Origin of the sequence: Kitasatospora sp. NPDC056800 (assembly GCF_042789775.1) — a bacterium.
Lineage (GTDB): Bacteria > Actinomycetota > Actinomycetes > Streptomycetales > Streptomycetaceae > Kitasatospora.
In genome coordinates, this window is record NZ_JBHUAL010000008.1 from 54,403 (window position 1) to 80,553 (window position 26,151).

Sequence of the window (26,151 nt, forward strand, 5' to 3'; positions counted from 1 at the left end):
GCCATGCCCACCACCGCACCCGAGGTCCACCGCGGCCTCGCCGGTGTCGTCGTCGACACCACCGGGATCTCCACCGTCATCCCGGAGACCAACTCCCTCACCTACCGCGGCTACCCCGTCCAGGACCTCGCCGCCCACCGCTCCTTCGAGGAGGTCGCGTACCTGCTCTGGCACGGCGAACTGCCCGACGGCGCCCAACTGCGCGAGTTCCGGGCCCGCGAGCGCGCCCTGCGCCCGCTCGACCGCACCACCGCCGAGCTCCTCGCCAGGCTGCCCGAGACCTGCCACCCGATGGACGTGCTGCGCACCGCCGTCAGCTTCTTCGGCGCCGAGGACCCGACCGAGGACGACGGCCGCCCGGCGTCCGGCCTCGCCAAGTCCCTGACCCTGCTGGCGAAACTGCCCACCGTCGTCGCCGCCGACCAGCGCCGTCGCCGGGGCCTCGCCCCGATCGCCCCGGACCCGGACCTCGGGTACGCGGAGAACTTCTTCCACATGTGCTTCGGCGCCGTGCCCGCCCCCGAGGTGGTCCGCTGCTTCGAGGTCTCGCTGGTGCTGTACGCCGAGCACAGCTTCAACGCCTCCACCTTCACCGCCCGCATCGTCACCTCCACCCTCTCCGACCTCTACAGCGCCGTCACCGCCGCGATCGGCGCGCTCAAGGGCCCGCTGCACGGCGGCGCCAACGAGGCCGTGATGCACATGCTGGGGGAGATCGGCGACCCGGCCCGCGCCGCCGACTGGCTCGACGACGCCCTGGCGGCGAAGCGGAAGGTCATGGGCTTCGGCCACCGGGTCTACCAGCACGGCGACTCCCGCGTCCCGATCATGCAGGCCGCCCTCGACGAGCTGGTGGCCCTGGCGGCCGACCCCGGGACGACCCGGCTGGCCGCCCTGCACACGGCGCTGCGCGAGGCGGTGCTGGACCGCAAGGGCATCCACCCCAACCTCGACTACCCCGCGGGCCTCGCCTACCACCTGATGGGCTTCGACACCCCGGTCTTCACCCCGCTCTTCGTGATGAGCCGGGTCACCGGCTGGACCGCCCACATCACCGAACAGCTCGCCCACAACGCCCTGATCCGCCCGCTCGCCTCCTACGACGGCCCGGAACAGCGGCCGGTGCCGGCCTCCGCGTAGGAGACCGGCACCGCCGTCCGGTCAGGCCCGCGGGGTGGTGAAGCGGTAGCCGGAGTCGATCAGGGAGGGGAGGAAGCGCGTGAGAGCGGCCACCGTCTGCGAACGGTCGCCCCCGCCGTCGTGGGTGAGCACGATCGCTCCCGGGCGCATCTCCTTCGTGAGCCGACCGAGGATCACGTCCGTCCCCGGCTCGGCCCAGTCCTCCGGGTCGACCGTCCAGCCCATCGGCCGCATCCCGAGCTCCCTGCTCGTCCTGAGCGTCCTCGGGGCCCAGTCCCCGCCCGGGGCCCGGAACCAGACGGGCGACTTGCCGGTGATCCCGGCGAGGAGGTCGGAGGTGCGCGTCAGCTCCTCCCGCACCTGGGCGTCGTCGGGAAGGTGACGGAGGTCCGGATGGCTCCAGGTGTGGTTCCCGATGCGGTGCCCCCGCGCCGCGATCTCCCGGACCAGGTCGGGACGGGCGGCCGCGTTCTCGCCGATCAGGAAGAACGTCGCCCGGATCCCGTGCTTCTCCAGCAGCGCCAGGACGTCGGGGGTGTGGCGCGGATGGGGTCCGTCGTCGATGGTGAGGGCCACCACCTTCCCCTCCTCGGCGAGTTCGAACAGCGGCCGGCTCTCCGCCTCGGTCAGCACCCTGGGGGCTTCCGGGGCGGCTTCCGGCGCGGTTTCCGGGGCGGTTTCAGGCGCGGCCACCGGTGCGGCTTCCGGTGCGGCCGCCGGGGGCGCGGCCGCGGGCGGCGGCCCGGCGTTCCCTCTCGGCGCGGTACCGGGTTCCCCGGCCCGCCGTGCTCCCCCGCACCCTGCGGCGCCGAGGACCGACAACCCGGCCGCGGCCAGGATCAGCCTTCGCGAGACAATCTGATGATCTGACATTTTCTGGGTGTCCCCCGGGGCCTGACGCCCCCTCCCGGCGTTCACCCCGAGGGACCCACATCACCACCCGGAAGGGCCCAGGGCCACACGATCGGCGGCACGGTGCCGGATCCGTCGCCGTCGCCCGGCCTGCGGCCGGGACGCCCCGACCACAGGGCCCCGACCGCGGCACCCGGGTGCCGCCCGCCGCTGGTGCGACGTCTCGGCGGCACCGGTCAGCGGCGCCCCTCCCGATCGCCGTCACGACCCTCGTCCACGACCGGGTAGGGCACCCTGGTGCGCCGGTCCGGGTCCACCACCAGCCGGCCGCCGACCGGCGGCCGGGCCCGCTGGGCGCAGTCGGTCCGCTCGCAGATCCGGCAGCCCAGGCCGATCGGCGTGGCCGCCTCCCGGCCGTCCAGGGCGATGCCCTCGGCGTAGACCAGGCGGTGGGCGTGGCGCAGCTCGCAGCCGAGCGCGACGGCGAACTCGCTGCGCGGCGCACGGTGGCCGAAGCCGCCGTGGGTGACGGTGCGGGCGATCCAGAAGTACCGCTTGCCGTCCGGCATTTCGGCGATCTGGGTGAGGATCCGCCCCGGCGCCGAGAAGGCCTCGTAGACCGTCCAGAGCGGGCAGGTGCCGCCGAGGCGGGAGAAGTGGAAGTCGGTCGCGGACTGCCGCTTGGAGATGTTGCCCGCCCGGTCGGCGCGCAGGAAGGAGAACGGCACGCCCCGGCGGCCGGTGCGCTGCAGGGTGCTCAGCCGGTGGCAGACCGTCTCGAAGCCGACCCCGAAGCGGGCGCCGAGCAGGTCGATGTCGTAGCGCAGCTCCTCGGCGGCGGCGTGGAAGGCCGAGTAGGGCATCAGCAGCGCACCGGCGAAGTAGGTGGCGAGGCCGATCCGGGCGAGGTCCGCCGCCTGGGGCGAGGTGAGGTCGGGCCCTGCCGCCGAGACCAGCGCGTCGAGCAGCGGCCGGTGCTCCAGCAGCGCGAGCTGGGTGGCCAGTTGGAAGGCCCGCTGACCGTCGGTCAGCCACGCGGAGAGGCGGAGGGTGCCGCTCACCGGATCGAACCGGCGCATCTCCGCCTGCCGCCGGTGGTCCGCGTCGACCACCCGCACGCCGTGCCGTTCGCCGAGTGCGGTCGCCAGCGCGGCGGCGAGGCCACCCGCCGTGGTCGCCCCGAGCGCGGTCGCGGTGCGCTCGGCCTGCTCGTCCAGGGCGGCGATGTGGTTGTGGTGCGTGTAGAAGAAGTCCCGTACCTCGTCGTGGGGTTCGGCCGGGCTGAGCGCGGCGGTCCCGGCGGTGTCGCCGAGATCGGCGACCCTGGCGGCCGCCTCCCGGTAGCGGCGGTACAGCGCGACGAGCGCCCGGGCCACGTCGGGGTGGTCCCGGCTCACCTCCGCGACGTCCTCGGCCGGGACGGGGGCACCGCACGCCTCGTCGGCGAGGGCGGCGCGCAGGTCGGCGGCGAGGCGCTCCTCGTCGGCCTCGGAGAAGAACTCCGGGTCCACGCCGAACACCTCGGCGATCCGCAGCAGCACGGCGGCGGTGAGCGGGCGCCGGCTGTGCTCGATCTGGTTGAGGTAGCTGGTCGAGATGCCGAGCTCGTGGGCCAGCTCGACCTGGTTCATGCCGTGCTCGCGGCGCAGCCGGCGCAGCTTGGCGTGGGCGAAGATCTTGCGCCCGACGGGACGTGCCATGGTGCGACGCACCCCTCTTCTCTTTTCTTCCCCGGTCTTCTCTTCCCCGGATGGTTGCGAAGGCCTACACCGGCAGCCGGTCGGCGGTCGCCCGGTGGGCCCGCACGGCCGCCTCGACCCGCACGGCGTCGGCGGCCGCCCGCACCTCGTGGACCCGTACGGCCCAGGCGCCCTGCGCGGCGGCCAGGACGGCGGCGGCCGAGGTCGCGTCGTCCCGCTCCCGGGCCGGGCGGGGCTCGCCGGTGGCCGGGTCGGCGAGCAGTTCGCCGAGGAAGCGCTTGCGGGAGGGCCCGACCAGGAGCGGGCGGTCCAGCACGGCCCAGGCGTCCAGGGCGGCGAGCAGCGCCCAGTCGTCGCTCCGGCCCTTGGCGAAGCCGAGGCCGGGGTCGAGGACGACCTGCTCCGGGTCGACTCCGGCCGACACCACGGCGTCCAGCTGGCGCCCCACTTCGGCGACCACCTCGGCGACGACGTCCCCGTAGCCGGCCAGGTCGTCCATCCCCTGGGACTGCCCCCGCCAGTGCATGACGACGAACGGCACGCCGGCCCGCGCGGCCGTCTTCGCCATGGCCTCGTCCGCCCGGCCGCCGCTGACGTCGTTGACGATCCGGGCCCCGGCGTCCACCGCGGCCTCGGCGACCCGGGCGCGCATCGTGTCGATGCTCACCAGGACGCCCTGCCGGGCGAGTCCGCGCACCACCGGCAGCACCCGCGCGAGCTCCTCCTCGACCGGCACCCGGCGGGCGCCGGGGCGGGTCGACTCGCCGCCCACGTCCACCATGTCGGCCCCCCGCGCGGCCAGCGCCAGTCCGTGCTCCACCGCCCGGCCCGGGTCCAGCCAGCATCCCCCGTCCGAGAACGAGTCCGGGGTGACGTTGAGGATTCCCATGACCGCGCAGCGACCCCAGTCGGGAAGTCCGGGAAGGGCGTACGAATGTCTTTCCATGCCCCTATTGTGCAGCCTCCGGAGGCCGCTCCGCGACCACCCCCGAAGGCCATCGACCGTCATTGGCGAAAACCCGCGTATCACACTGTGGACTTTCCACCACGCCATTCCGACCGGGCGTATACCGTCCTGTCATGACACTCGGGAAACCCTCCACACGCACCGACCGGGCGGCTACCGTCCGCGACCTCCTGGCCACCGGAAAGCACTCCTATTCGTTCGAGTTCATGCCACCGCGGAACGCCGAGGCGGAAGCCGGCCTGTGGAACGCGATCCGCCGACTGGAGGCGCTCTCCCCCACCTTCGTCTCGGTGACCTACGGTGCGGGCGGCTCGACCCGGGAGCGGACGGTGAACGTCACCGGCCGCATCGCCCAGGAGACGACCCTCACCCCGGCCGCCCATCTGACCGCCGTCGGCCACAGCGTCGGCGAGCTCAGGAACATCCTCGGGCACTACGCCGACCAGGGAGTACGGAACATCCTGGCCCTGCGCGGCGACCCTCCGGGCGACCCGCTGGGCGCCTGGGTCCGGCATCCGGGCGGGGTCGAGTACGCCGCCGACCTGGTTCACCTCATCAAGGACTCGGGCGACTTCTGCGTCGGGGTGGCGGCTTTCCCGGAAATGCACCCGCGGTCACCGGACTGGGACTCCGAAATCCGGCACTTTGTCACGAAGTGCCGTTCCGGAGCCGACTACGCGATCACCCAGATGTTCTTCGAGGTGGACAGCTACCTCCGTTTCCGGGATCGCCTCCAGAAGTCCGGATGCGATATTCCGGTGATTCCGGAGATCATGCCGGTGACCAGCATCCGGTCACTAAGCCGAATTCCGACCCTGAGCACCGCTGCCATTCCCACAGCCCTCTCCGACCGCATGCTGGAACACCAAAACGATCCCGCCGCCGTGCGCTCCATCGGCATCGAACACGCCACCGCCATGTGCCGGCGGCTGCTTTCCGAAGGCGTGCCCGGGCTGCATTTCATGACCATGAACTTCTCCACGGTCACCACCGAGATCTACCAGAACCTCGGACTGCCCCGGTCCGGCTGAACGGGCATGCGGGCCGCGCCGCGACGCGGCCCGCATGCCGTGGCGGGCGTACCGAACCGGCGGAGGAGTCCCCGCCCGGTTGGGTCAGCCGGCGAGCTCCTCGCGCAGCAGGCGGGCGGCGCCGACCAGGCTCTCCAGCGAGGCCCGGGTCTCCGGCCAGCCGCGGGTCTTCAGCCCGCAGTCGGGGTTGGCCCAGAGCCGCTCCGCCGGGATCGCGGCCAGGCCCGCGCGCAGCAGGGAGACGGCCTCCTCGGTGCTGGGGACGCGCGGGGAGTGGATGTCCCAGACGCCGGGGCCGACCTCGCGCGGGTAGCCCGCCTCGGCCAGCTCGCCCGCCACCTCCATGTGGGAGCGGGTGGCCTCCAGGGAGATGACGTCGGCGTCGAGGTCGTCGATCGCCGTCATGATGGCGCCGAACTCGGCGTAGCACATGTGGGTGTGGATCTGGGTGTCGGCGCGGACGCCGGAGGTGGCCAGGCGGAAGGCCTCGGTGGCCCAGTCCAGGTACGCCGGGCGGGCGGCGGCCCGCAGCGGGAGGGTCTCGCGCAGGGCCGGCTCGTCGACCTGGACGACGGCGGCGCCCCCGGCCTCGAGGTCGACGACCTCGTCGCGCAGGGCGAGGGCGACCTGGCGGGCGGTGTCGGCGAGCGGCTGGTCGTCGCGGACGAAGGACCAGGCGAGCATGGTGACCGGGCCGGTGAGCATGCCCTTCACCGGACGGTCGGTCAGGCCCTGCGCGTAGCGGAACCAGTCGACGGTCATCGGGCGCGGCCGGGAGATGTCCCCGGCGAGGACCGGCGGGCGCACGTACCGGGTGCCGTAGGACTGCACCCAGCCGTGCCGGGTGGCCAGGTAGCCGGTGAGCTGCTCGGCGAAGTACTGGACCATGTCGTTGCGCTCGGGCTCGCCGTGCACCAGGACGTCCAGGCCGGCCTTCTCCTGGTACGCGATGACCTCGCGGACCTCGGCCTCCATCCGCTCCTGGTACGTGGCGCCGTCGATCCGACCGGCCGTCAGGTCGGCCCGGGCGACGCGCAGTTCGGTGGTCTGTGGGAAGGAGCCGATGGTGGTGGTCGGCAGCAGCGGCAGGCCGAGCCGGGCGCGCTGGGCCTCGGCCCGCTGCGGGTAGGCCTGGGCGCGGCGGGCGTCCGCGTCGGTGACGGCGGCGATCCGGGCACGCACCGCCGGGTCGCGGGTGATCGGCGAGCCCGCGCGGGAGGCCAGGTCGGCCCGGTTGGCCGCGAGGTCGGCGGCGATCGCGCCGGTGCCCTCGCGCAGGCCGCGGGCGAGCAGCGCCGCCTCGGTGGCCTTCTGCTTGGCGAAGGCCAGCCAGCGGGCGATCTGCGGGTCGATGTCGCGTTCGAGGGTGGCGTCGATCGGCACGTGCAACAGGGAGCAGGACGGCGCGACGTCGACGGTGTCGGCGAGGCCCAGCAGGGTCGCCAGGGTCGTGAGGGACTTCTCCAGGTCGTTGATCCAGATGTTGCGCCCGTCGATCACCCCCGCCACCAGTCGCTTGCCGGGCAGGCCGCCGGCGGCGGCGAGGTCCTCCAGGTTGGCCGCGGCCGGGCCGGTGAAGTCCAGTGCCAGACCCTCGATCGGGGCCTTCGCCAGGACCGGCAGGGCGTCGCCGAGCCGGTCGAAGTAGCTGGCGACCAGCAGCTTGGGCCGGTCGGTGAGGGCGCCCAGCTCGCGGTAGGCGCGGGCGGCGGCGTTGAGCTCGGCCGGGGTGCGGTCCTGGACCAATGCGGGCTCGTCCAGTTGCACCCACGCGGCGCCGGCGGCGCGCAACCCGGCCAGCAGCTCCGCGTAGACGGGCAGCAGCCGGTCCAGCAGGGTGATCGGCTGGAAGTCGGCGGCCACCCCGGGCGCCGGCTTGGCGAGCAGCAGGTAGGTGACCGGCCCGACCAGCACCGGCCGGGCCGCGTGGCCGAGCAGCAGCGCCTCGCGCAGTTCGCCCACCGCCTTGGCCGGGTTCGCCGTGAACACCGTGTCCGGGCCCAACTCCGGCACCAGGTAGTGGTAGTTGGTGTCGAACCACTTGGTCATCTCCAGCGGGGCGACGTCCTGGTTGCCGCGCGCCATGGCGAAGTACCCGTCCAGCGGGTCGGCTTCGACCGCGTCCCGGTGCCGGGGCGGGATCGCGCCGACGGCGACGGTGGTGTCCAGCACGTGGTCGTAGAGCGAGAAGTCACCGGTCGGGACCTCTTCGACGCCGGAGTCGGCGAGCTGCTGCCAGTTCCCCCGGCGCAGGTCGGCGGCGGTGGCCAGCAGCACCTCGGCGGTGACCGAGCCCTTCCAGTAGCCCTCGATGGCCTTCTTGAGCTCCCGGCCCCGGCCCTGGCGGGGGTAGCCGTACGCGGTGGCAACGCTCGCCGCGGCTGCGGACTTCGTGGTCAAGGGACTCTCCTTCGCGAGTCTGTTCTCCTCAGGTACCCGGAGACGGCACGAGGGCGCGAAGGGATGACGTACCCGGCGGCGGCCGTCACGGGAACGTACGGGCCTGGTCCGCCTGGTATGGTCGCCGACCCGCCCACGAGGTCACCGGATAGCCGCGCGCGGGTCGTCCGCGGGCGGGCAGTGGCAGGTCTTCGGACTCGCGGGCGCGTCCGTCCCGTGAAGGGCGGACACCTACTGGCCGTCGCTTCCCAGACCCGTCCCGGGTCCAGTGCGTATGACGGCGGTCGTTCCCACTCACCGCTGCGGGGCAGTCCCGGACTGGCCAGTCGAAAGGCGTCACCGGATTCCCTCTTGCGACGCCCTGCCTGGCGGACAGGGCGAACCAGCTGCACCGTCAGCTTAGGGGCAAAGCGCCGGGCCTGGCGCGGGAATCTCGGAACCCGTCCGCATGGTGGAACGCCACCACGGCTCGCGGGGCCGGTGGTCAGGTCCGCGTCGGGGTGTCCGGCGTGCGCGGCAGGGCGGCGCGGATGTCCGCGAGCAGTCCGGTCAGGCCGCGTCCCGGACCCAGTCGGCCGTCCAGTCGCGCGAGCTGGTCGGCCGGGATGCCCGCCAGTATCCGTTCGGCTTCGACCAGCAGCTGCCGTCCCCGCTGGAGGTCTGACCTCATCCTGGCGACCTGCGCCTGCGCTCCGCCCAGCTGGCGGCGGGCGGATTCCAGTGCGGCGTGCTGTTCCGGGGTCAGGACGACGACGTCGACCCCGTCCAGCGTCATCGTCCGGTGCTTCGCGGGCTTGGGCACGATGGTCGGCCTTTCGGTTCAGGGGTGCGCCGGGCCGGCGGGCCGCGCGGCGGTCGGCGGCCCCACCGTGGTGTCCGGGCCGGGCATGGCGTCCTGGCCGGATGGGGCGTGCGGGCCGGGCGGGGCCTCGAAGCGCACCGTGGGCTCGAAGTTGGCGCGGCGGGCCGCGCGGCGGAAGACGGTGAGGACGGCCGGCCCGACGACGAGCACGGCGGTGAAGGTGGTGACGGCGCGGCCGGTGTCCCAGCCGAGCGAGGTGGCCAGGTCGAACAGCAGGTAGCGGTGCCACTGCTCGGTGAAGGGCAGGCCCGGCAGGTAGGCGATCGAGCTGTTCGGGTCGGTGGAGAACGGCCAGAAGGAGAGGTTCAGCAGGAAGCCGAAGAGGTAGCCGGAGAACGCCCCGTACCCGGCCAGCAGCGGCACCTCCCAGCGCCGCCCGGCCCCCGGCAGCAGCCCGGCGAGCATGCCGACGAAGGCGCAGCCGAACATCTGGTACGGCATCCAGGGGCCGACGCCGCCGGTGAGCAGCGCGGAGGCGAACAGCGAGGTGCAGCCGAGGGTGAAGCCGAAGCCGGGGCCGAAGACCCGGCCGGCCAGCACCAGGATGAAGAAGACCGTCTCCACTCCCGCGGTCCCGGCGCCGAGCGGGCGGAGTCCGGCGTTGACGGCGGACAGGACGCCGAGCATGGCGAGGGCCTTGGCGTCGATGCCGCCCGCGGAGATCTCCGCGATGACGACGGCGAGCACCAGGACCAGCAGGGCGCCGAAGATCAGCGGCGGCGCGTAGTTGGAGCCGAACCGCCCGGGCGCGACGACGAACGGCCAGGTGAAGGCCACCAGCCCGATGAAGGCGGCCAGGGCGACGACGACACGGGCCCGGCCGGGGATCCGGACGGCGGTCACCGGGCGGCCTCCACCGCTTCCACGGCCGCCGCGACCTGACGTACCGTCAGATAGCCGAGCGGGGCGAGGATCTTGGCGGTCTGCGGGGCGAAGGTGGGCGAGGCGACGATGACCTCGGCGGTGGGCCCGTCGGCGACGATCTCGCCCTCGGCCATCACCACGACGCGGTCGGCGGCGGAGGCGACGAACTCGACGTCGTGGGTGGAGACGACGACCGTACGGCCTTCGGCGGCGAGGGCGTCCACGATGCCGGTGAGCGCCTCCTTCGCCTGGTAGTCGAGCCCCCGGGTGGGTTCGTCCAGCAGCACGACCCGTGGTGCGGCGGCGAGTTGGATCGCCAGGACGAGGGCCAGCTTCTGCCCCTCGGAGAGGTCCCGGGGGTGGGTGCCGTCCGGGATCCCGGGGGCCAGGCGGTCGAGGACCTGCCGTGCGGTCGGCCCGCCGGCGCCGTCGGCTTCGAGGTCGCTCTGGGCGAGTTCCTGGGCGACCGTCTCCAGGTACAGCAGGTCGGTGGGGGTCTGCGGGACGAGCCCGACCAGCTGCCGGGCCCGGGCCGCGGGCAGCCGCTTGGGGTCCGCGGCCGGGCCGCCCCCGGCGCCGGTGACCTTCACGCTGCCGCCCTGGCGGGGCCCGGAGCCCTGGAGCGCCCACAGGAGCGAGGACTTGCCGGAGCCGTTGCGGCCCATCAGCGCCGTGACCTCGCCCGCCCACAGCTCCAGCCGGACGTCCCGGACGGCGGCCACCGGCCCGTACCGGACGACGACCCCCGTCGCCTCCAGCACCGGCTCCCCCGCCACCGCTGCCCGGCGCGGCGGGGGAACCGGCAGGTCCGTGAGCCGCTCCCGCAGCGGCGCGGCGGCCCGGCGGGCGTCCCGGACGGACAGCGGCAGCGGCCGCCAGCCGGCCAGTCGGCCGAGGTCGACGACGGGCGGCGCGATCGCGGTGTCCCGGAAGACCTCGGCCGGGGGGCCGTGCACGACCGTCCCGTCGCCGGGCAGGTAGGCGACCCGGTCGGCGTACTGGACGACCCGCTCCAGGCGGTGCTCGGCCAACAGGACGGTCACGCCGAGGTCGTGGACCAGCCGGGTGATCGCGGCCAGCACCTCCTCGGCGGCGGTCGGGTCGAGCGCGGAGGTCGGCTCGTCCAGCACCAGGACGCGCGGGTGCGCGGTGAGCACCGAGCCGATGGCGACGCGCTGCTGCTGGCCGCCGGAGAGCTCGTAGAGGGCCCGGTGGCGCAGGTCGGCCAGGCCGAGCAGGTCCAGGGTCTCCTCGACGCGCTTGCGCATGGTCTCCGGCGGGATCGCCAACTGCTCCATGACGTACGCCAGTTCCTCCTCCACCGTGTCGGTGGTGAAGCCGGCCAGCGGGTCCTGCCCGACCACGCCGACCACGTCGGCGAGTTCGCGCGGCGGGTGGTGGGCGGTGTCGCGGCCGTCCACGGTGACCCGGCCGCGCAGGGTGCCGCCGGTGAAGTGCGGCACCAGGCCGTTGACGGCGCCGAGCAGGGTCGACTTGCCGACACCGGTGCGGCCGACCACCAGGCAGAGCTCGCCCTCCGGGATGTGCAGGTCGACGTCGCGCAGGACGGGCGTGCTCTCGCCGTCGTACACCACGCCGACCCGGTCGAATCGGATCACGTGCTCACCTCGGAGGTCGTGCGGTCGGTGCGGTCGGTGGGGGTGGCGTCGGGACGTTCGGCCGGGCGCGGCCCCGGCCCGGCGGCGGGTCCGGGCGTCCGGCCGGGCGGCGGCGAGACGATCCCGGCCGCCCCCGCCAGCAGCAGGGCGAGCACCGGGACGAGCGGCAGAGTCGGCCAGGTCAGCGGGTACAGCGAGGGGTTGAGGTCGGTGGCGTCGTAGCCGACGGTGGCGAACAGCAGCACGGCGGCGGTCACCCCGCAGCCGGCCACGCCCCACTCGGCGGCCCGCCAGCGGTCCGGCCGGTAGGTGGTGCGCCGCACCCGCCGCCCGCCGAGCAGCAGGCCCGCCACGCAGAGCACGGCGCCCGCGAGGAAGGCGGGCAGGCCGAGCGCGGCCGGGGCCGTCCCGTCCAGCAGCCCGTACACCCCGGCGCACAGGCCGCACATGCCGAGCAGCATCAGCGCGCCGGTCAGCCGGCGGGAGCGGCGCGAGGCGGTGCCGGAACGCCCGTAGCCGCGCGAGTCCATCGCGGCCGCGAGGCTGAGCGAACGCTCCAGCGCGTCCTCCAGGACCGGCACCACGATGCTGCGCAGGGCGCGGACGCCCTTGCGCCGCCCGGCACGCAACCGCCGTGCCCGGGCGACGCGTTGGACGCTCTGCACCAGCTGGGGCGCGACGCTGAGCGACACCGTCACCGCGACGCCCAGCTCGTACAGGGCCCCCGGCAGCACCCGCAGCGCCCGCTTGGGGTTCGCCAGGGTGTTCGCGGCGCCGATGCAGCAGATCAGACAGGCCAGCCGCAGCCCGTCGAAGGCCGCCGAGAGCGTGGCCTCCAGCGAGACCGGGCCGCCGATCTCGATGCCCGCGTACCAGGCGGGGGTCGGGATGTGCGGCAGGGAGAAGAGCAGGTGGTCGTGCGGGGTGACACCGGTGGCGAAGACGCACCGGAAGACCACCCGGATCGCCACCACCGTCAGGGCCAGCCACAGGTAGTAGGTGAACCCGCGCGCCCACGGCGCCTCGCTGCGGCGGGCGGTGACCACGAAGCCGAGCACGGCGAGGACGAGCAGGAGCAGCAGCGGGTTGGTGGTGCGGCTGGCCGCCGTCGCCAGGGCCAGCGCCCAGGCCCACCAGGCCAGCGGGTGGAGGTTGCGCGGGACGCGCCGGCCCCCCGCGACCCGCCCGGGGGCGCGCTGCGGGGAGCCGGACTCGCGCTTGTCGAGCGTGCCCACCGGATCACTCGGCCCGTCGGCGGCGGCGCCGGGCGGCCACCACCGTGGCCACGCCCAGCGCCACGACGAGGACCGAGCCGAGCACGGTGGGGACCATCGAGCCGGAGTCGTGCGGGGCGTCGGCCACCGGGTTGGCGTCCACCACCCCGCCGGGCACGGCTGCCGCGGACGTCGGCCCGGCCTCGGCCGCGGCCGTCTGCGGTGTCGACTGGTCGCTCGGGGTGTCCGTCGGCGGGGCGGTGGACGGCTCGGCCGGCACCGGCGTGGGGTCGGGCGCGCCCGACGGGGTGCTGCCGTCCTCGGGGATGGCGGGGTCCGTCCCCGGGGTCGCGGCGGACGCGGGCGGACGGGCTCCGCCGGGCTGAGGCGCGGCGGGGGCCGGGGCCCGGCCGCCGGTTGAACCAGTGCCGCCGGTTGAGCCGGAGCCGCTGCCGCCCGTCGTACCGGAACCGCCCGTCGTACCGGATCCGCCTGTCGTACCGGAACCGCCCGCCGCTCCGCCGGAGCCGCCCGTCGTGCCCTGGCCGGGGTCGGCCGGCTGCCCGCCCGGGCTGGGGTTGTGGGCCCGGACGCTGTCCGGCGAGATCGTCGGACGCCCTTCGGTGCCCTCGACGTTGGTGCCGCCGAAGATCCACAGGTCGACGCTGCCGGGCTTCGGCTGGTAGAGCATCGCGCCGAGCTGGCTGTAGGACCACTCGTTCTGGCCCGGATCGGCGTGCCAGTACGACCAGTACGCGGTGGCCGGGGGCGTCAGGACGCACTTCTCCTGGTCCGGCGTCGGGTACTGCTTGCCGCCCTGGAAGCCGCTGTAGCCGATCCGGCAGATGAAGGCCGGTCCGTCGTGCCCGGTGCCGGTGGTCTTCCAGCCGCCCTGGTTGAGCAGGGTGAACCCGGTGGTGGGCGTGGTCCCGCAGGAGCGCAGCAGCGGGCCGCCCCACTTGCCGAAGTCCACGGCGAGTACGGCACCGGAGGTGGTGGTGCACTGCTCGATCGGCAACGGGGTCGCGGCGGCCGGGGTGGTGCCCGCGGCGACGCCGCCGAAGGCGAGCGCGAAGGTCAGCGACGCCGCCCCGGACAGCCGGGCGAGGCGCGTGCCGAGCCCCCGGCTCACCGGTGACGCCCCGGGGCGGCCGCGGTGCGGCGACGGGCGACGAGGACGGCCCCGGCGCCGAGCGCGGTCAGCGCGCCGGCTCCCGCCGTCAGTGCCAGTGCCTGGCTTCCGGTACTGGCCAGGCCCCCTGAACCGGTCCGCACCGGTACGCCCCCGGCCTCGGCGACACCGCCGGACGACGGGGTGTCGGTGGCCGGGGCCGCCGCGGTCGTCGTGGGTGTCCCCGTCGGTGTCGCGGTCGGCGTCCCGGTGGGAGTAGGCGTCGGCGTGCCCGCGAGGTCGCGGGACAGCGTCCCGAAGGAGATGCCGGTGGCACCGCCCAGCACCTGGGTGGACGCGCGGACGTCCGACCCCCGCTGCCCGGCGGCCGCAACGTTGAACCCGCCGTCGCCGTTCTGCTGCCCGGCGAGGAAGTCGAGCGCCTTGGCGATCTGTCCACCGTAGGCGGCCTGGCGCAGCGTCATGCCCTGGACGGCCAGCGCGGCCGAGTTGGTGGAGTCGCCGGACGCGCCGGGGAAGCCGCCGTCGGGCAGCTGCCGCGCGGCGAGCCAGCCGAGCCCCTGGTCGACCGCCTGGGCGGCCTCGTCCCCGGGGACGAGGGCGAGGGCCATGACGGCCATCGCCGTGCTGTCCACGTCGGAGTCGCCAGTGGCGGGGATCAGGCTCGGCCAGGAGCCGTCCGGGTGCTGGAGGCCCTTCAGGTAGGCGATCGCGGGGGCGACGCTGGTGGACTCCCCGGCCCGGAGCTGGGCCATGACGGCGAGCGCCTGGGAGAAGACGGAGGTGGCGTAGGCGTAGTTGCCCGGGGCGGCGCAGCCGGTGTTCGCTTCGGCCTTGGCGCACACCAGCGCGGCGAGGGCGGCGATCAGGTCGTGGCCGCCGAAGTCCCGCGGGTTGCGGCCGACGGCCTCGGCGAGCAGCGCCTCCTTGCCGATGGACCCGCCGCCGGCGTACTCGGTGCCGATCGCGGTCCAGTCGTTGACTGTGCGCTCGCTCGCGTCCTTGCCCTGCTGGTCGAGGAAGTCGACGATCCGGCGAAGCGCGGCGTCGTCGGTGCCGGTCGCGGCGAGGGCGTAGGCCCCGTCGATGGTCAGGCCGAAGTCGGCGAAGGCCGGGAAGCCCTCGTAGTAGTGGCCGTCGATCAGGCGGGACGGGTCGGTGAGGTAGGCGCTCCCCCTGGCCGCGTCGGGTTTCCTCCCCGCGGGCGGGGTCGGCGTGGTGGTGGGGCCGTCCGGGTTGTGCCGGACGGTGGTGAGGTCGGTGCCGGTGAGGGCCAGGAGGGCCTGCTCGGTGGCGACGGCGTCCGGGTCGGTGGTCGACTCGTCGGGGCCGAAGCCGCCGTCCTTGCCCTGCCGGGCGGCGAGCCAGGCGGTGGCGGCGGCCCGGTGGGCGTCCTGGCCGGTGGCCCGGAAGACCTGGGCGGCGATCGCGGTGCTGGTGGTGTCGCCGGGGGCGCCGGGGTACGGGAGGAGGGAGCCGTCGGACTGCTGGCTCGCCGCGAGCTGGTCGGCGGCCTTCCTGGCGGCCGCTTCGTAGCCGGGGGCGGTCCGCAGGGCGAGGGCGGCGATCGCGGTGGCGGACGGGTCGGACTCGCAGTGGTCACCCGCGACGATCATCGAACCGGCCATGCCGCCGTCGGCGCACTGGAAGGCCGCGAACCGGGCGAGGGCCGGGGCGGGCGGCGTCACGCCGGCGCGCTGGAGGGCGATGACGCCGAGGGACTGGACCCAGGGCGAGGACGCGCCGAGGAAGTCCCCGGCGGCGGTGCACCTGCCGTTCTCCCCCGCCCCCGTGCAGACGTGGTCGGTGAGCGCGGCGACCAGGTCCCGCCCGCCGAAGGCGCGCGGGTCGCGGCCGGTGCTCTCGGCGACGAGGGCCAGCAGCGCGGCGGCCCTGGTGTCCGGCGCGCCGGCCGGCCCGTCGGGGTGCAGGAACGCGTCGGTGTGGGCGTCGAGGAAGGCGACCACCTTGCGCAGCGCCGGGTCCTGCGTCCCCGCCGCCGCGAGCGCGATGGCGGTGAGGGCGGTCCGGGGGTAGTCGGGCCCCGGGGCGGCCCAGTTCTCCATGTGGTCGCCGCCGACGAGTTGGCCGGCCAGCCAGGCCGCGGCGGCCGCCGGGTCGCCCGTGGCGGAGGGGGATCCGGTCGGGCTCGTGGTCGGGGTTGCCGAAGGGGAGGCGGAGGGCGAGGGGCCGCCGTTCCTGGCGCGGACGGAGTCCGGGGTGAAGTTCGGCGCCCCGCTGGTGCCACCGATGTCCGTACCGCCGTAGACCCAGGCCTCGACCTCGCCGGGCTTGGGCTTCTGCGTGCCGGCCCCGAACCGGCTGTAGGACCAGGCCTGTTGGCCGGGTTCGGCGATCCAGTACGACCAGTACGCGGTGGCCTGCGGGGTGTTGACGCACGGCTCCTCGGCCGGTGTCGGGTACTGGGCGCCACCGTTGAAGGTCCCGGTCCCGAGCCGGCAGATGAAGGCCGGTCCGTCGTGCTCGGTGCCGGTCGTGGTGAAGCCGGCGTTGTGCAGCAGGTTCATGCCCGTCGTGGGGTGGGCGTCGCAGCCCCGGACGACACCGCCGCCCCAGTGGGTGAAGTCGACGGCGACGATCGCGCCCGTCGTCGCCGTGCACTGCTCGATCGGGTCGGCTGAGGCGGTACCCGGGTACCCGAGCAGGACCGTGCCGCAGGCGGCGACGGCGACGGTGCCGGCGACCACCAGCGAGGCGAGGTCCCGGTTCCTGTGACGTGTGCGATTGCTGCTGACCCTCACGACGACTCCCTGGTCGGTCGACACGCGAGGCGACGGCGCAGCCGACGGTCGCCCGCGGGCACGGGGGCCGTCGAAACCGCGTCGTAGTCCGCGACGACGCAAGTGCTCTGTGAACAGACCCCCGGTCCAGGCATTCCGGCTCACCCACCCCCAGGTGGGTCCACGGTTGCGGGTCAGCGCCGGAGTTGGACCGGCTTCCCCTGAATGCCGAGGGCAAAAAATCGGTTCATCAGACCACGCTGACCGACGGAGAGTCAACGGGGCGTCAGGTCGATCACATCACCTCGTCGGGCGACGGACCTGTGCGGTAGCGTCCGCGGTGGCCGAGCGGGGGAACCCGGTGCGAACCCGGGGCTGACGCGCAGCGGTGTGGGGCGGTGACCGTACCGTCCCGAGCCCGAATGCCCGCCCGGCCACGCACCACGGCGAATGCCGGCCCACGCGATCCGGGCGGCGACCGCTCCGGCAGTCGCGCGCCCCGAGCGGACGCGGGAGTCCCGGGGCAGGGTCGGCGCCCGCCACCCCAAGGAGCCTGTCCCGTGCCCCTCCCCACCCCGTCCCGCGCCGCCTCGGCGACCACCGTCGCCCTGACAGCCGGAGCCCTGCTGCTCTCCGCCGTCCCCGCCCACGCGACGGCCACCCCGGCCCAGATAGCCACCTCCAAGAGCACCGGCGTCACGTACCTGAAGTCCCTCCAGGCCGCCGACGGCAGCTACGTCACCGGCGGCGGACTCTCCAACGAGTGGGCGTTCAGCGCGCTCGCCGCCGCCGGAACGGCCGCCGCCGACGTGACCCCCGGCGGGGACACCGGCAAGAACGCCCGCCTCGTCTACCGCAACCAGCTCGCCGCCCCCGGCTGGCCCGGCACCTCGCCCGTGGCCACGGACTACGAGCGCGCCGTCCTCAACGCCTACGCGGCCGGCATCGACCCCGCCCGCGTCGGCCCCGGCCGCAACCTCCTCGCCGACCTCACCGCCTACTGGCAGACCGCCGAACCCGGCTACTACGGCCCGTCCGCCAACTTCAACGGCACCGTCTTCGGCCTGCTCGCCCTCGCCGGCGCCAGGACCCAGGCCGGCGCCCAGCGCGCCCCGCAGCCGCTGCTCGACGCCTCCGTCACGGCCGTGCGCGCCAACCAGCACAACGACGGCGGCTGGAACTACAGCAAGGCCGCGGGCGACCCGACGGCACTCGCCCAGGGCAGCGACATCGACATGACGGGTGCCGCCATGGCCTCCCTCTGCACCGCCGGAGTGCCCAACACCGATTCCGCGGTCGTCGCCGCCAAGAACTTCCTCAAGGGCAAGCTCGCCTCCTCCGGCGCCTTCAACGCCATGTTCGGGGTGAACACCGACTCCAACGGCTGGGCCGTGTCCGGCCTCAACGCCTGCGGCATCAACCCCCAGGGCACCGACTTCACCAGCGGCACCGGCAAGACCCCGGTCGACTTCCTGATATCCCAGCAGTTCAAGCCCGGCGGCGGCTTCAAGTACCTTCCCACCGACACCAGCCCGTCCGCCTACGCCTCCGTCGACGGCCTGCGCGCCGTCGCCGGTGCCGGGTTCACCGCCACCCCGCCCGCCCCGACCACCGCGGGCGAGCCCGCCTGGGCCGCCACCACCGACTTCACCGCCGGCACCGCCGCCCGGCTCCCGCTGGTCGTCGACGACGGCACCGGCGCGCTCAGGGTCTGCGCCGTCACCCTCACCCCGACCGGCACCACCGCGACCCTCGGCGACGTCCTCGACGCGGCCGCCACCGCGACCCCGAGCGGCTGCGTCACCTCCGTCACCCCGTCCACCGGCGGCGGCACCGTCACCGCGCTCAACGGCACGGCCAACGCCGGCTCCTCCACCTGGAAGCTCAGCCTGGACGGCGCCACCGCCACCCCGGCCGCCCGGGCCGCGACCGTCCACCTCGGCGACACCGTCTCGCTGCGCTACGGCGGCTGACCGCACGACGACGCAGGACGGGGGCACCGGCGCCCCGGCCCCTTCCGGAGACGGGGCCGGGGCGCCGGTGGCCCTCCGCCTGTCAGGGCGCGGTGGTGCCCGGCTGTGCGCCGGCGCCGAAGGACCAGCCCTCGACGTCGCCGGGGGCCGGGTCGTAGCTGCCCGCGCCCAGGCTGCTGTACGACCAGGGGCCGCCGTGCTGGGCGTGCCAGTACGACCAGTAGGCGCTGCCGGTCGGGTTGGTGCAGGCCGTCGGCAGGGCGTTGATGGTGCAGACGAAGCCCGGGTAGCGCGGGTGGAAGGCGTACGAGAATCCGGCGCCGGTGAGCGCGGCCAGGCCGCTGGCCGGGTCGCCGGGCGCGCAGCCGGTCTGGATGCCGCCGCCGACGGCGGTGAAGTCGACCACGACGGTGACGCCGGTGGTGCCGCCGCAGGCGGCCGCCCGCGCCTGCGGGGCCTGGACGGCGGAGACGCCGAGCAGTCCGGCGGTGAGGGCCGCCGCGGCGGCGATCGACCCGAGCGTACGGCGGGCCGGGCGGACCGGGGTGGGGGTGTCGCTCATCGGTGAACTCCTCGCGGTGTCAGCGTGGTTCAGCGCGTGGCCGGGACCGGCGGGCAGGCCTGGGTCGGGGCGTCGGGGGCGGCCCCGGAGGCGGAGAGCGTGGGCAGCGGAGTGCCCGCGAGGCCGAGGACGGCCTGCGCCGTGGCCCGGGCGCCGGTGCCCGCGTTGAAGCCGGTCGCGTCGTAGGCGACGGCGCCGCGGACCGCCGGGTCGGCGGAGCAGCCCTGCTGGAGCTTCACCAGCCGGCCCCAGGCCTTGAGGCCGGGGCCGAGGCGTCCGCCGGAGAGCAGCGCCTGGGTGGCCAGGCCGGTGCTGTTGGCGTTGGAGGCGGTCGCCCCGGCGGCCGCGAACCCGCCGTCGGCGTTCTGGTGGGCGGTGAGCCAGCCCAGGCCCGTGTTCGCCTTGGCGGCACGCCCGGTGGCGGCGAGGGCCTGGACGGCGAGCGCGGTGGCGTCGGCGTCGCTGGTGCAGGCGGCCTGGCCGAAGGAGAGCGGGAAGCCGCCGTCCGCGCACTGGCTGTTCGCCAGGAAGTCCACGGCCGCCGCCGGGGCGCCACCGGGCGTGCGGTGCAGGGCGATCACGGCGAGGGACTGGCCGAAGGCGTTGCTGTAGTCGCCCCACTGGGAGCGGTCGGAGAACCGGCCCTCGGCGGTCTGCAGCGACCGCAGGCGGGCCGGCAGGTCGACGCCGCCGAAGGCCGCCGGGTCCCCGCCGCGGACCTCGACGGCGAGCAGCAGCTTGGCGGTCGCGCCCGCGTAGGCCTCGGCGGTGCCGTCGCCGAGGTAGCCGCCGATGATCTCGGGCTTCGCCAGCCAGGCGGTGGCCTTCGCGGCGGCCTCGTCGGAGCCGCGCGAGGCGGCGAAGGCCAGTACGGCGTCGATGGTGAGGCCCTGGTCGGGGTAGGCGGTCCCGTTGAAGACGGACTCGAAGTGGTCGCCGTCGACGAGCTGGCGGGCCAGCCAGCCGCCCGCGGCGGCGTCGGGGCGGACCGTCGGGGACGAGGTCGCGGCGGCGGGCGCGTTCACGGGCGCGGCGTGGGCGGCGGTGGCCGCCGGGAGTGCGGTGGCGAGCGCCACGGCGGGTATCGCGAGCAGACCGAGGGTGCGGCGGAGCGTGGGCATGGTGGCCTTTCCGGGCCCGCGCGCAGGGGCCCGGAGGGCGGCGGCGACAGCCGGGGCGGCCCTCGGGGCTCCGGCCCGCAGACCACGACGGGAGGAGGGACGACACACCTCCGCCGACGGGTACTCGGGCTCGCCTCCGACCGGGAGCCGGCGGCCTACCGTTGCGGGCCAGCGCCGGATTCGAACCGGACTTCCCCCAGCGGCGGAGTCACAACATGACGGCCCATCATGGCGATACGGAAAAGATCCGGTCAAGGGTTCGAACGTGACATCACGGTGGCCGCCGCCCGACATCGCGACGCGCCCCTCCCGGCCGCCGACGCGACCAGGGCGTCCCGGACGGCAGAATGCCTCCCATGCGGCACATCTTCGTCATCGGCATCGGCGCGGGCGACCCCGACCACCTCACCCTGCAGGCGGTCAAGGCGCTCGCCCGCACGGACGTCTTCTTCATCCTCGACAAGAACGAGGACCGGCAGGACCTGATCCGGCTCCGCCGCCGGATGCTGGCCGAGCACGGCCGGCCAGGCCACCGGGTGGTCGAGGCACCGGACGCGGAGCGGGACCGGACCACCCCCGCGTACGCGGCCGCCGTGGACGACTGGCGCGTCCGCCGGGCCGACCTGGTCGAGCAGTTGCTCTCCGAGCACCTCGGCGAGGGCGAGACGGGCGCGTTCCTGGTCTGGGGTGACCCGAGCCTCTACGACAGCGTCATCGCCGTGGTGGACGACGTCCTGGCCCGCGGCACGGCCGAGTTCGACTACGAGGTGGTCCCGGGCATCAGCAGCGTCTCCGCCCTGGCGGCCCGCCACCGCACCACGCTGACCCGGGTCGGCCGCCCGGTGCAGATCACCACCGGCCGCCGGCTGGCCGATGGCTTCCCCGAGGGCGTGGACGACGTCGTGGTGATGCTCGACGGCCGCGCCGCCTTCACCGGGATCGACCCGGAGGGGCTGGAGATCCGCTACGGCGCGTACCTCGGCACCCCCGACGAGATCCTCGTCGCCGGTCCGCTCGCCGAAGCCGCCCCGCGGATCGGCGAGTTGCGCGATTCGGCGCGCGAGCGCAAGGGCTGGATCATGGACACCTACCTGCTGCGGCGCTCCGAGGGCTGAGCCGGTCCCTTCGGCCTTCAGCCCGGTCCCGGGGCCGCTTTCGGGTCCGGGGCCGGTTTCGCGTCCGGGACCGGGTCGGTGAGGCGCTGGAGGAGGGCGGCCGCGATGTAGCGCATCCGGCCGGTCGTCGTGCGCGGGTCGTAGCCGAGGTCGCGGGTCAGCGCCTCGTGCCGGGCCTGCAGGGTGGAGTGGTGCATGCCGAGTTCCGCCGCGGCGGCGCGGACGCTGTCCGATTCCACGAGCACGCGCAGGACCGTGGCCGAGCGGGCGTCGAGGCGCAGCAGCGCCCGGACGTCGTCGTGCGGGGCGTGGGGGTCGTGGGCCTCGGCGAGCATGAGCATGGCGCCGAGGTCCGTCGCGTCGACGGTGGGTGTGGCTTCGGTGGTCAGCCGGAGCGCGACGACGGCGCCGTCCCACGACGCGGGCGCCCGGTCGGCCCGCACCCACGGGCCCAGGCCGGCCCGGCCCGGGAGCGGCACCCTTCCCGTCGTGTCGAGAGTCGCACGCAGGATCCCGTAGCGGGTCGGCAGGACCGCCGACGGCGGGCCGGGCACCCGCTCGTCGGCGCCGGTCGCGATTAGCCGGATCCGCGTGCCCGCGGCCAGGCGCAGCCGGGCCAGGGCGGTCATGCGCCCGTTGACCGTCCGGGCCGCGTCGAGGCCGGTCTCCAGGGCGCCGCCCGCGTCGCGGCGCAGGTCGAGGAGGTCGACCGCGAAGGCGAGGCGCTCGACGATCACCGCGTCGCTCGGGTGCTCGCCGCCCTCCCGTTCCAGCCACACGCTGCCGCTCGAACAGGGGCGGACCGGGGTCCGTGCCTCCCGGCCGGCGGTGCCGTCCAGGAGCCGGCCTTCCGGATCGCGCCGACTGGTCCGACCGTGCCGTTCGGCACCGGCGACGGTGCCGGACAGGGCGGCGGCCCCGCGCAGGAGGCCGTCCAGGCCGACGTCCCCGGTGATCAGCGTGTCGAAGTAGGAGACCACCCTGAGGGCCTCGGCCGCCCGTGGGTCCAGGGCGCCGATCCGGCCGATGAGCTCGTGCATCTTTACTCCCTCACGTACCTGGTGACCCTACCGGCGCCGTCGGCTCCGGCCGGGCCGCCGCGTGCCGGGCCCGGTCGGACGCCGTGGTCCCGGGCGCGCGGATGGCGGGCGAGACCCTCGGATTCCGCCGCGTCCGGCGGTGGCCCGCGGCGTGCCGGGCACCCGACGATGGGACGGACGGCGCGACCGCGTGGCGGGGAACGGCGGGATCCGACGACCGGCGCTCCCGCCCGCCGCCGTCCGACCCCGTGGCCGGCCGGCTCCCGATCCGGTTCGCGACGGCGCGGGCACGACGACCGGCGGTCCCGGTCGGCATGGAAAGTCCCAGGAAAGGCGAAGCATGAGAGCAGCACGGTTCCACGGCAAGGAAGACCTCCGCATCGAGGAGGTGCCGGAGCCCAGTCCCGGTCCCGGGCAGGTGAAGCTGCGCAACGCGTTCGCCGGCATCTGCGGCTCCGATCTCCACTTCTACTTCTATCCCGAGTCGCTGCCGTTCGACGTGCACCGCCCGCATCCCCTGACCGGTGCCGCCCTGCCGCAGATCCTCGGCCACGAGTTCTCCGGCACCGTCGTCGAGGTCGGCGAGGGCGTGACGGACGTGAAGGTCGGCGACCGCGGCGCCGTCTTCCCGCTGGCGGTCTCCTGCGGCGAGTGCGCGGCGTGCCGGAGGGGGCTGCCCTTCTCCTGCCGGCTGATGGGGTCGCTCGGGTCGAACGTGGAGGGTGGTGGCCTGGCGGAGTTCTCCACGTTCGACGCGTCGCAGCTGCACGTGCTGCCGGACGGCGTGGACCTGCGGCTGGGCGCGCTGGCCGAGCCGATGGCGGTGGGCTGGCACGCCGTCGCGCGCAGCGGCGTCGAGCCGGGCGGTGCGGCGCTCGTCGCGGGGGCCGGACCGATCGGCATCGGCGCCTGGTTCGCGCTCAAGGCCCGCGGTGTGGAGCGGGTGCTGGTGTCCGAGCCGAGCGCGGACCGTCGCGCGATCATCGCGGGCCTGGGCGGAACGGTCGTCGACCCGGTGAACGAGGACCTCGCGGCTGCCGTCGCCTCGCTCACCGACGGCAGGGGCGTGGACGTCGCGGTGGACGCCGCGGGTGCCGGTCCGGCGGTCACCGCCGCGCTGGCGGGCCTCGTCCCCGGCGGCCGGCTGGTGGTCACCGCGCTGCACGAGCACCCGATGGAGTTCCAGCCCACGCACCTGATGATGACCGAGACGGAGATCGTGGGCGCGGTCGGCTACCGGCCCGAGGAGTTCGACGCGGTCATCGCGGCCATGGCCGACGGGGTCTACGACACCACCGGCTGGGTGCAGGAGCTGCCGCTGGACGGCATCGTCGACGCGCTCCACTCGCTGCGCGCCGGCGTCGGCGGGAAGATCCTCCTCCAGGTCGGCTGAGCACTTCCGAACGGTCCGATACGGAAGCCCCGTGGGGCGTCCGTACCGGGCCGCTGCGCGCGAAAGGCACCGGTCGGTTCCCGCCCGTGCGGCGACTGTCGACCGTACGCACGGCCTCGGCTCCACCCGCCGGTGCACTCCCGGACCGGTGCGCTCCCGGACCGGCGCCGGTGCACTGTGGGCCAACTCCGACCCCAGGCCACCGCCTAACGTTCCGTCATGAGATCGAGCAGGAGGGCCCCTTGGGCTCCTCCGGGCTCGACCGCGCCGCCGCCCCGCTCCGGGCGGCGGCCCGAATCCATGACTGGAGGCCGTCGAGGTGCCTGCGATGCCGGTCGGCGGGCTGGTCCCCCGCGCCGCCGAGAACGCCACCACGGGCGCCGCCGAGGGCGCCGCCGCCGACGACGACGTCCGCACTGCGCACGGTCGCGACACCGTGCCCTTCAAACACCACGTGATCACGATGAAGCGCGTCATGTGACATCCGCTCAGGGCCCGGGTGCGTTTGTGTCCGCCAGTCCGAGTACCGTGCTCGGCCCCACCGTGCTCGGGTACGACGACCGGCCGGCGGACGTGCGGGCGGTGGCCGTACTGCCGTGAACCCGACATTCCTGCGGATACCGGGGGACAACCCCACCCATGACCGGGTGGGCAGCGGCATCGCCCCGGGTGGCCCGCTCCGGAGAGGGTGGGGGCAACGGCGACACCCGCCGACCTCCTCGACGAACAACCGGAGTTGACGCATGCGCAATCAGGCACGGCAGACCGTCCCCCCGTCCCGGCACCGCAAGGCCCTGGTGGCCGCGATGGCCGTCGGCGCCCTGACCACGGGCGTGCTGGCCCCCTCCGCGGCGTTCGCGGCACCGAAGCCGGACACCGTCCAGCAGGGCCTCGACGCCCTGGTACGGGACGACGGCATCGTCGGCACGCTCGCGAACGTCGAGAAGGGAAACAGCCGCGCCCGCGACTACACCGCCGGCGTGGGCGACCTCGCCACCAAGGCGAAGGTCCCCGTCGACGGCCAGGTACGGGCCGGCAGCAACACCAAGGCCTTCACCGCCGTCGTCGTCCTGCAACTGGTCGCGGAAGGGAAGATCGCCCTCGACGCGCCCGTCGAGACCTACCTGCCGGGCCTCGTCCGCGGCGACGGCATCGACGGGCGGAACATCACCGTCCGTCAGATCCTCCAGCACACCAGCGGGCTCCCGGAGTACCTGAGGGGCGACGCCACCTTCCACTACTACGAGCCGCGCGACCTCCTCGACAACGCACTGCGGTTCAAGGCCGACTTCGCCCCCGGCACCGGCTTCAACTACAGCAACACCAACTACCTCGTGGCCGGCCTGATCGTCCAACGCGTCACCGGCCATGCGATCGCCGCCGAGATCGACAACCGCGTCGTCAAGCGCGTCGGCCTGCGCCACACCTACTTCCCCGCCCCCGGCGACACCACCATCCGCGAACCCCACCCCAAGGGCTACTACCGTGACACCCCCGACGCTCCCCTGCGCGATGTCACGGAGACGGACCCGTCCTTCGGCTGGGCCGCCGGCCAGCTGGTCTCCACCAACTCCGACCTCAACCGCTTCTTCTCCGCCCTCCTCCGCGGCGAACTCCTCCCGCCCGCCCAGCTCGCCGAGATGAAGAAGACCGTCCCCGCCGAGAGCGTCGGCCCCGGCGCCGCCTACGGCCTCGGCCTGGTCAGCAGGCCCCTGCCCTGCGGCGGCCGTTACTGGGGCCACGGCGGCAGCTTCCCCGGCTACGAGACCCGCGGCGGCGTCACCGAGGACGGCCGGACGGCAGCCAACATCGCCGTGACCTCCCGCCCGGCCGACAAGGCCGCCCTGCGGCACGTCGAGGTCGTCGCCGAAACGGCCCTCTGCCGCTGAGACCGCTGACACCCCGGTGCCGGAGCCGCCCGGCACCGGGGAAGGCGCGCTCCGCCACCTGCCGACCCGGCCGGTGCGTGCGGGCAACACCGGCGTACGCACCGATGGTTGCGCGGTTCCGGACCTCGGTCCGGGGCGGGATGGTCCCCCGCTCCGGACCGAGGTCCGACTGCTCCGGGCCGGGGTCCGACCGCCCGGGCAGCTTCGCGGTGCCCTCCGCGATGCCGAAGAGCCGGGCGGCAGCCCCGGGTCCACGGCCAGGGCGTCGACCGTACGGGGGGCGCATGATCCGCCGGGCCGAACCCGGACCGGCCCACGAGCCGAGCGGGTGCTCCCGCCGGGCGGAATCCGCGCACGATTCGTACAGTGACAACTGCGGAGCGAACCCCTTGCCCCCGCCGTGGCGCGGCAGCGGTCCGGCTCGAACGAGCCCGAGGCGGGACACCGGCCGACGCTGCCCATCAGAACCCGCCCGGCCGGAGCGAAGGACAGTGCCCACCCGGCGTTCCCCGCCGGCTCATCGCCGCCCCTTCCCG

Annotated in this window: 20 protein-coding genes and 4 riboswitches; of the genes, 7 read left to right on the forward strand and 13 right to left on the reverse strand. The window is 74.8% G+C overall.

The window, feature by feature from the left end; translation table 11 throughout:
- Positions 1 to 3: 3 nt before the first annotated feature.
- Positions 4 to 1,140, forward strand: coding sequence for a bifunctional 2-methylcitrate synthase/citrate synthase (locus ACFRQN_RS03535; RefSeq protein WP_380737919.1), 1,137 nt, complete (start codon positions 4 to 6; stop codon positions 1,138 to 1,140).
- A gap of 21 nt (positions 1,141 to 1,161) precedes the next feature.
- Here the strand turns inward: ACFRQN_RS03535 and ACFRQN_RS03540 are convergent, their stop codons facing one another.
- The 3 genes from ACFRQN_RS03540 to folP all read right to left on the reverse strand — a co-directional run bounded on the left by ACFRQN_RS03540 (position 1,162) and on the right by folP (position 4,581).
- The gene (locus tag ACFRQN_RS03540) at positions 1,162 to 1,773 is read right to left on the reverse strand and encodes a polysaccharide deacetylase family protein (RefSeq protein WP_241852960.1); all 612 of its coding nucleotides are present in this window, start codon (positions 1,771 to 1,773) and stop codon (positions 1,162 to 1,164) included.
- A gap of 455 nt (positions 1,774 to 2,228) precedes the next feature.
- Entirely contained in the window at positions 2,229 to 3,692 is a 1,464-nt protein-coding gene (locus ACFRQN_RS03545) for a short-chain fatty acyl-CoA regulator family protein (RefSeq protein WP_380737921.1), read from the reverse strand.
- Positions 3,693 to 3,756: 64 nt separating this feature from the next.
- On the reverse strand, positions 3,757 to 4,581 hold the full coding sequence (gene folP, locus ACFRQN_RS03550; protein WP_380737923.1) for a dihydropteroate synthase: 825 nt from the start codon (positions 4,579 to 4,581) through the stop codon (positions 3,757 to 3,759).
- A 191-nt stretch (positions 4,582 to 4,772) separates the two neighbouring features.
- Between folP and metF the strand changes: the two genes are divergently transcribed.
- Positions 4,773 to 5,690, forward strand: a complete 918-nt coding sequence (metF, locus tag ACFRQN_RS03555) for a methylenetetrahydrofolate reductase [NAD(P)H] (protein WP_380737925.1) — start codon at positions 4,773 to 4,775, stop codon at positions 5,688 to 5,690.
- 84 nt (positions 5,691 to 5,774) lie between these two features.
- On the opposite strand, the gene metE is transcribed toward metF, so the two are convergent.
- The 7 genes from metE to ACFRQN_RS03590 all read right to left on the reverse strand — a co-directional run bounded on the left by metE (position 5,775) and on the right by ACFRQN_RS03590 (position 16,543).
- A complete protein-coding gene (gene metE / locus ACFRQN_RS03560) occupies positions 5,775 to 8,090 on the reverse strand; it encodes a 5-methyltetrahydropteroyltriglutamate--homocysteine S-methyltransferase (RefSeq protein ID WP_380737927.1) in 2,316 nt (771 codons plus the stop codon).
- Between the two features lie 164 nt (positions 8,091 to 8,254).
- Positions 8,255 to 8,492, reverse strand: a riboswitch (cobalamin riboswitch).
- Between the two features lie 82 nt (positions 8,493 to 8,574).
- Positions 8,575 to 8,892 carry a hypothetical protein gene (locus ACFRQN_RS03565; RefSeq protein WP_380737929.1) on the reverse strand — a complete coding sequence of 106 codons (318 nt, stop codon included), beginning with the start codon at positions 8,890 to 8,892 and terminating at the stop codon, positions 8,575 to 8,577.
- Between the two features lie 18 nt (positions 8,893 to 8,910).
- Complete coding sequence (locus ACFRQN_RS03570) at positions 8,911 to 9,795, reverse strand: ECF transporter S component (protein WP_380737930.1); 885 nt, start codon at positions 9,793 to 9,795, stop codon at positions 8,911 to 8,913.
- Positions 9,792 to 11,435, reverse strand: a complete 1,644-nt coding sequence (locus tag ACFRQN_RS03575) for an ABC transporter ATP-binding protein (RefSeq protein ID WP_380737932.1) — start codon at positions 11,433 to 11,435, stop codon at positions 9,792 to 9,794. Before ACFRQN_RS03575 ends, ACFRQN_RS03570 begins: the two co-directional genes overlap by 4 nt.
- Positions 11,432 to 12,670, reverse strand: a complete 1,239-nt coding sequence (locus ACFRQN_RS03580) for a CbiQ family ECF transporter T component (protein WP_380737934.1) — start codon at positions 12,668 to 12,670, stop codon at positions 11,432 to 11,434. The genes ACFRQN_RS03575 and ACFRQN_RS03580 overlap by 4 nt, the downstream gene beginning before the upstream one ends.
- 4 nt (positions 12,671 to 12,674) lie before the next feature.
- Positions 12,675 to 13,781, reverse strand: a complete 1,107-nt coding sequence (locus tag ACFRQN_RS03585) for a hypothetical protein (RefSeq protein WP_380737936.1) — start codon at positions 13,779 to 13,781, stop codon at positions 12,675 to 12,677.
- Positions 13,778 to 16,543, reverse strand: coding sequence for a prenyltransferase/squalene oxidase repeat-containing protein (locus tag ACFRQN_RS03590; protein ID WP_380737938.1), 2,766 nt, complete (start codon positions 16,541 to 16,543; stop codon positions 13,778 to 13,780). The genes ACFRQN_RS03585 and ACFRQN_RS03590 overlap by 4 nt, the downstream gene beginning before the upstream one ends.
- Positions 16,544 to 16,650: 107 nt before the next feature.
- Positions 16,651 to 16,795: riboswitch (cobalamin riboswitch) on the reverse strand.
- 78 nt (positions 16,796 to 16,873) lie between these two features.
- Positions 16,874 to 16,950, forward strand: a riboswitch (cobalamin riboswitch).
- Positions 16,951 to 17,082: 132 nt separating this feature from the next.
- Between ACFRQN_RS03590 and ACFRQN_RS03595 the strand changes: the two genes are divergently transcribed.
- Positions 17,083 to 18,495, forward strand: coding sequence for a hypothetical protein (locus ACFRQN_RS03595; RefSeq protein ID WP_380737940.1), 1,413 nt, complete (start codon positions 17,083 to 17,085; stop codon positions 18,493 to 18,495).
- Positions 18,496 to 18,577: 82 nt separating this feature from the next.
- Here ACFRQN_RS03595 and ACFRQN_RS03600 read toward each other — a convergent pair whose 3' ends face one another.
- Together ACFRQN_RS03600 and ACFRQN_RS03605 are read right to left on the reverse strand one after the other, a co-directional pair.
- Entirely contained in the window at positions 18,578 to 19,057 is a 480-nt protein-coding gene (locus ACFRQN_RS03600; protein ID WP_380737942.1) for a flagellar hook-length control protein FliK, read from the reverse strand.
- Positions 19,058 to 19,086: 29 nt separating this feature from the next.
- Complete coding sequence (locus tag ACFRQN_RS03605) at positions 19,087 to 20,178, reverse strand: prenyltransferase/squalene oxidase repeat-containing protein (RefSeq protein WP_380737944.1); 1,092 nt, start codon at positions 20,176 to 20,178, stop codon at positions 19,087 to 19,089.
- 97 nt (positions 20,179 to 20,275) lie between these two features.
- Positions 20,276 to 20,416, reverse strand: a riboswitch (cobalamin riboswitch).
- 118 nt (positions 20,417 to 20,534) lie between these two features.
- Between ACFRQN_RS03605 and cobF the strand changes: the two genes are divergently transcribed.
- Positions 20,535 to 21,293 (forward strand): precorrin-6A synthase (deacetylating), encoded by a 759-nt coding sequence (cobF, locus tag ACFRQN_RS03610; protein WP_380737946.1) that lies wholly within the window; start codon positions 20,535 to 20,537, stop codon positions 21,291 to 21,293.
- Between the two features lie 17 nt (positions 21,294 to 21,310).
- Here the strand turns inward: cobF and ACFRQN_RS03615 are convergent, their stop codons facing one another.
- On the reverse strand, positions 21,311 to 22,333 hold the full coding sequence (locus tag ACFRQN_RS03615; RefSeq protein ID WP_380737948.1) for a hypothetical protein: 1,023 nt from the start codon (positions 22,331 to 22,333) through the stop codon (positions 21,311 to 21,313).
- A gap of 340 nt (positions 22,334 to 22,673) precedes the next feature.
- Between ACFRQN_RS03615 and ACFRQN_RS03620 the strand changes: the two genes are divergently transcribed.
- From ACFRQN_RS03620 to ACFRQN_RS03630, 3 genes are all read left to right on the forward strand, one after another.
- A complete protein-coding gene (locus ACFRQN_RS03620; RefSeq protein ID WP_380737950.1) occupies positions 22,674 to 23,726 on the forward strand; it encodes an alcohol dehydrogenase catalytic domain-containing protein in 1,053 nt (350 codons plus the stop codon).
- Between the two features lie 319 nt (positions 23,727 to 24,045).
- Complete coding sequence (locus tag ACFRQN_RS03625) at positions 24,046 to 24,207, forward strand: hypothetical protein (RefSeq protein WP_380737952.1); 162 nt, start codon at positions 24,046 to 24,048, stop codon at positions 24,205 to 24,207.
- Between the two features lie 262 nt (positions 24,208 to 24,469).
- Positions 24,470 to 25,615: a serine hydrolase domain-containing protein gene (locus ACFRQN_RS03630; RefSeq protein ID WP_380737954.1), complete on the forward strand. Its 1,146-nt coding sequence runs from the start codon at positions 24,470 to 24,472 to the stop codon at positions 25,613 to 25,615.
- The last annotated feature ends 536 nt before the right edge of the window (positions 25,616 to 26,151 follow it).

Bases quoted from the DNA above. Each gene is read 5' to 3' on its own strand.
- ACFRQN_RS03535 (WP_380737919.1), top strand. From the start codon at position 4: ATGCCCACCACCGCACCCGAGGTCCACCGCGGCCTCGCCGGTGTCGTC.
- ACFRQN_RS03545 (WP_380737921.1), bottom strand. From the start codon at position 3,692: ATGGCACGTCCCGTCGGGCGCAAGATCTTCGCCCACGCCAAGCTGCGC.
- folP (WP_380737923.1), bottom strand. From the start codon at position 4,581: ATGGGAATCCTCAACGTCACCCCGGACTCGTTCTCGGACGGGGGATGC.
- metF (WP_380737925.1), top strand. From the start codon at position 4,773: ATGACACTCGGGAAACCCTCCACACGCACCGACCGGGCGGCTACCGTC.
- ACFRQN_RS03600 (WP_380737942.1), bottom strand. From the start codon at position 19,057: ATGAGCGACACCCCCACCCCGGTCCGCCCGGCCCGCCGTACGCTCGGG.
- ACFRQN_RS03605 (WP_380737944.1), bottom strand. From the start codon at position 20,178: ATGCCCACGCTCCGCCGCACCCTCGGTCTGCTCGCGATACCCGCCGTG.
- cobF (WP_380737946.1), top strand. From the start codon at position 20,535: ATGCGGCACATCTTCGTCATCGGCATCGGCGCGGGCGACCCCGACCAC.
- ACFRQN_RS03615 (WP_380737948.1), bottom strand. From the start codon at position 22,333: ATGCACGAGCTCATCGGCCGGATCGGCGCCCTGGACCCACGGGCGGCC.
- ACFRQN_RS03620 (WP_380737950.1), top strand. From the start codon at position 22,674: ATGAGAGCAGCACGGTTCCACGGCAAGGAAGACCTCCGCATCGAGGAG.
- ACFRQN_RS03630 (WP_380737954.1), top strand. From the start codon at position 24,470: ATGCGCAATCAGGCACGGCAGACCGTCCCCCCGTCCCGGCACCGCAAG.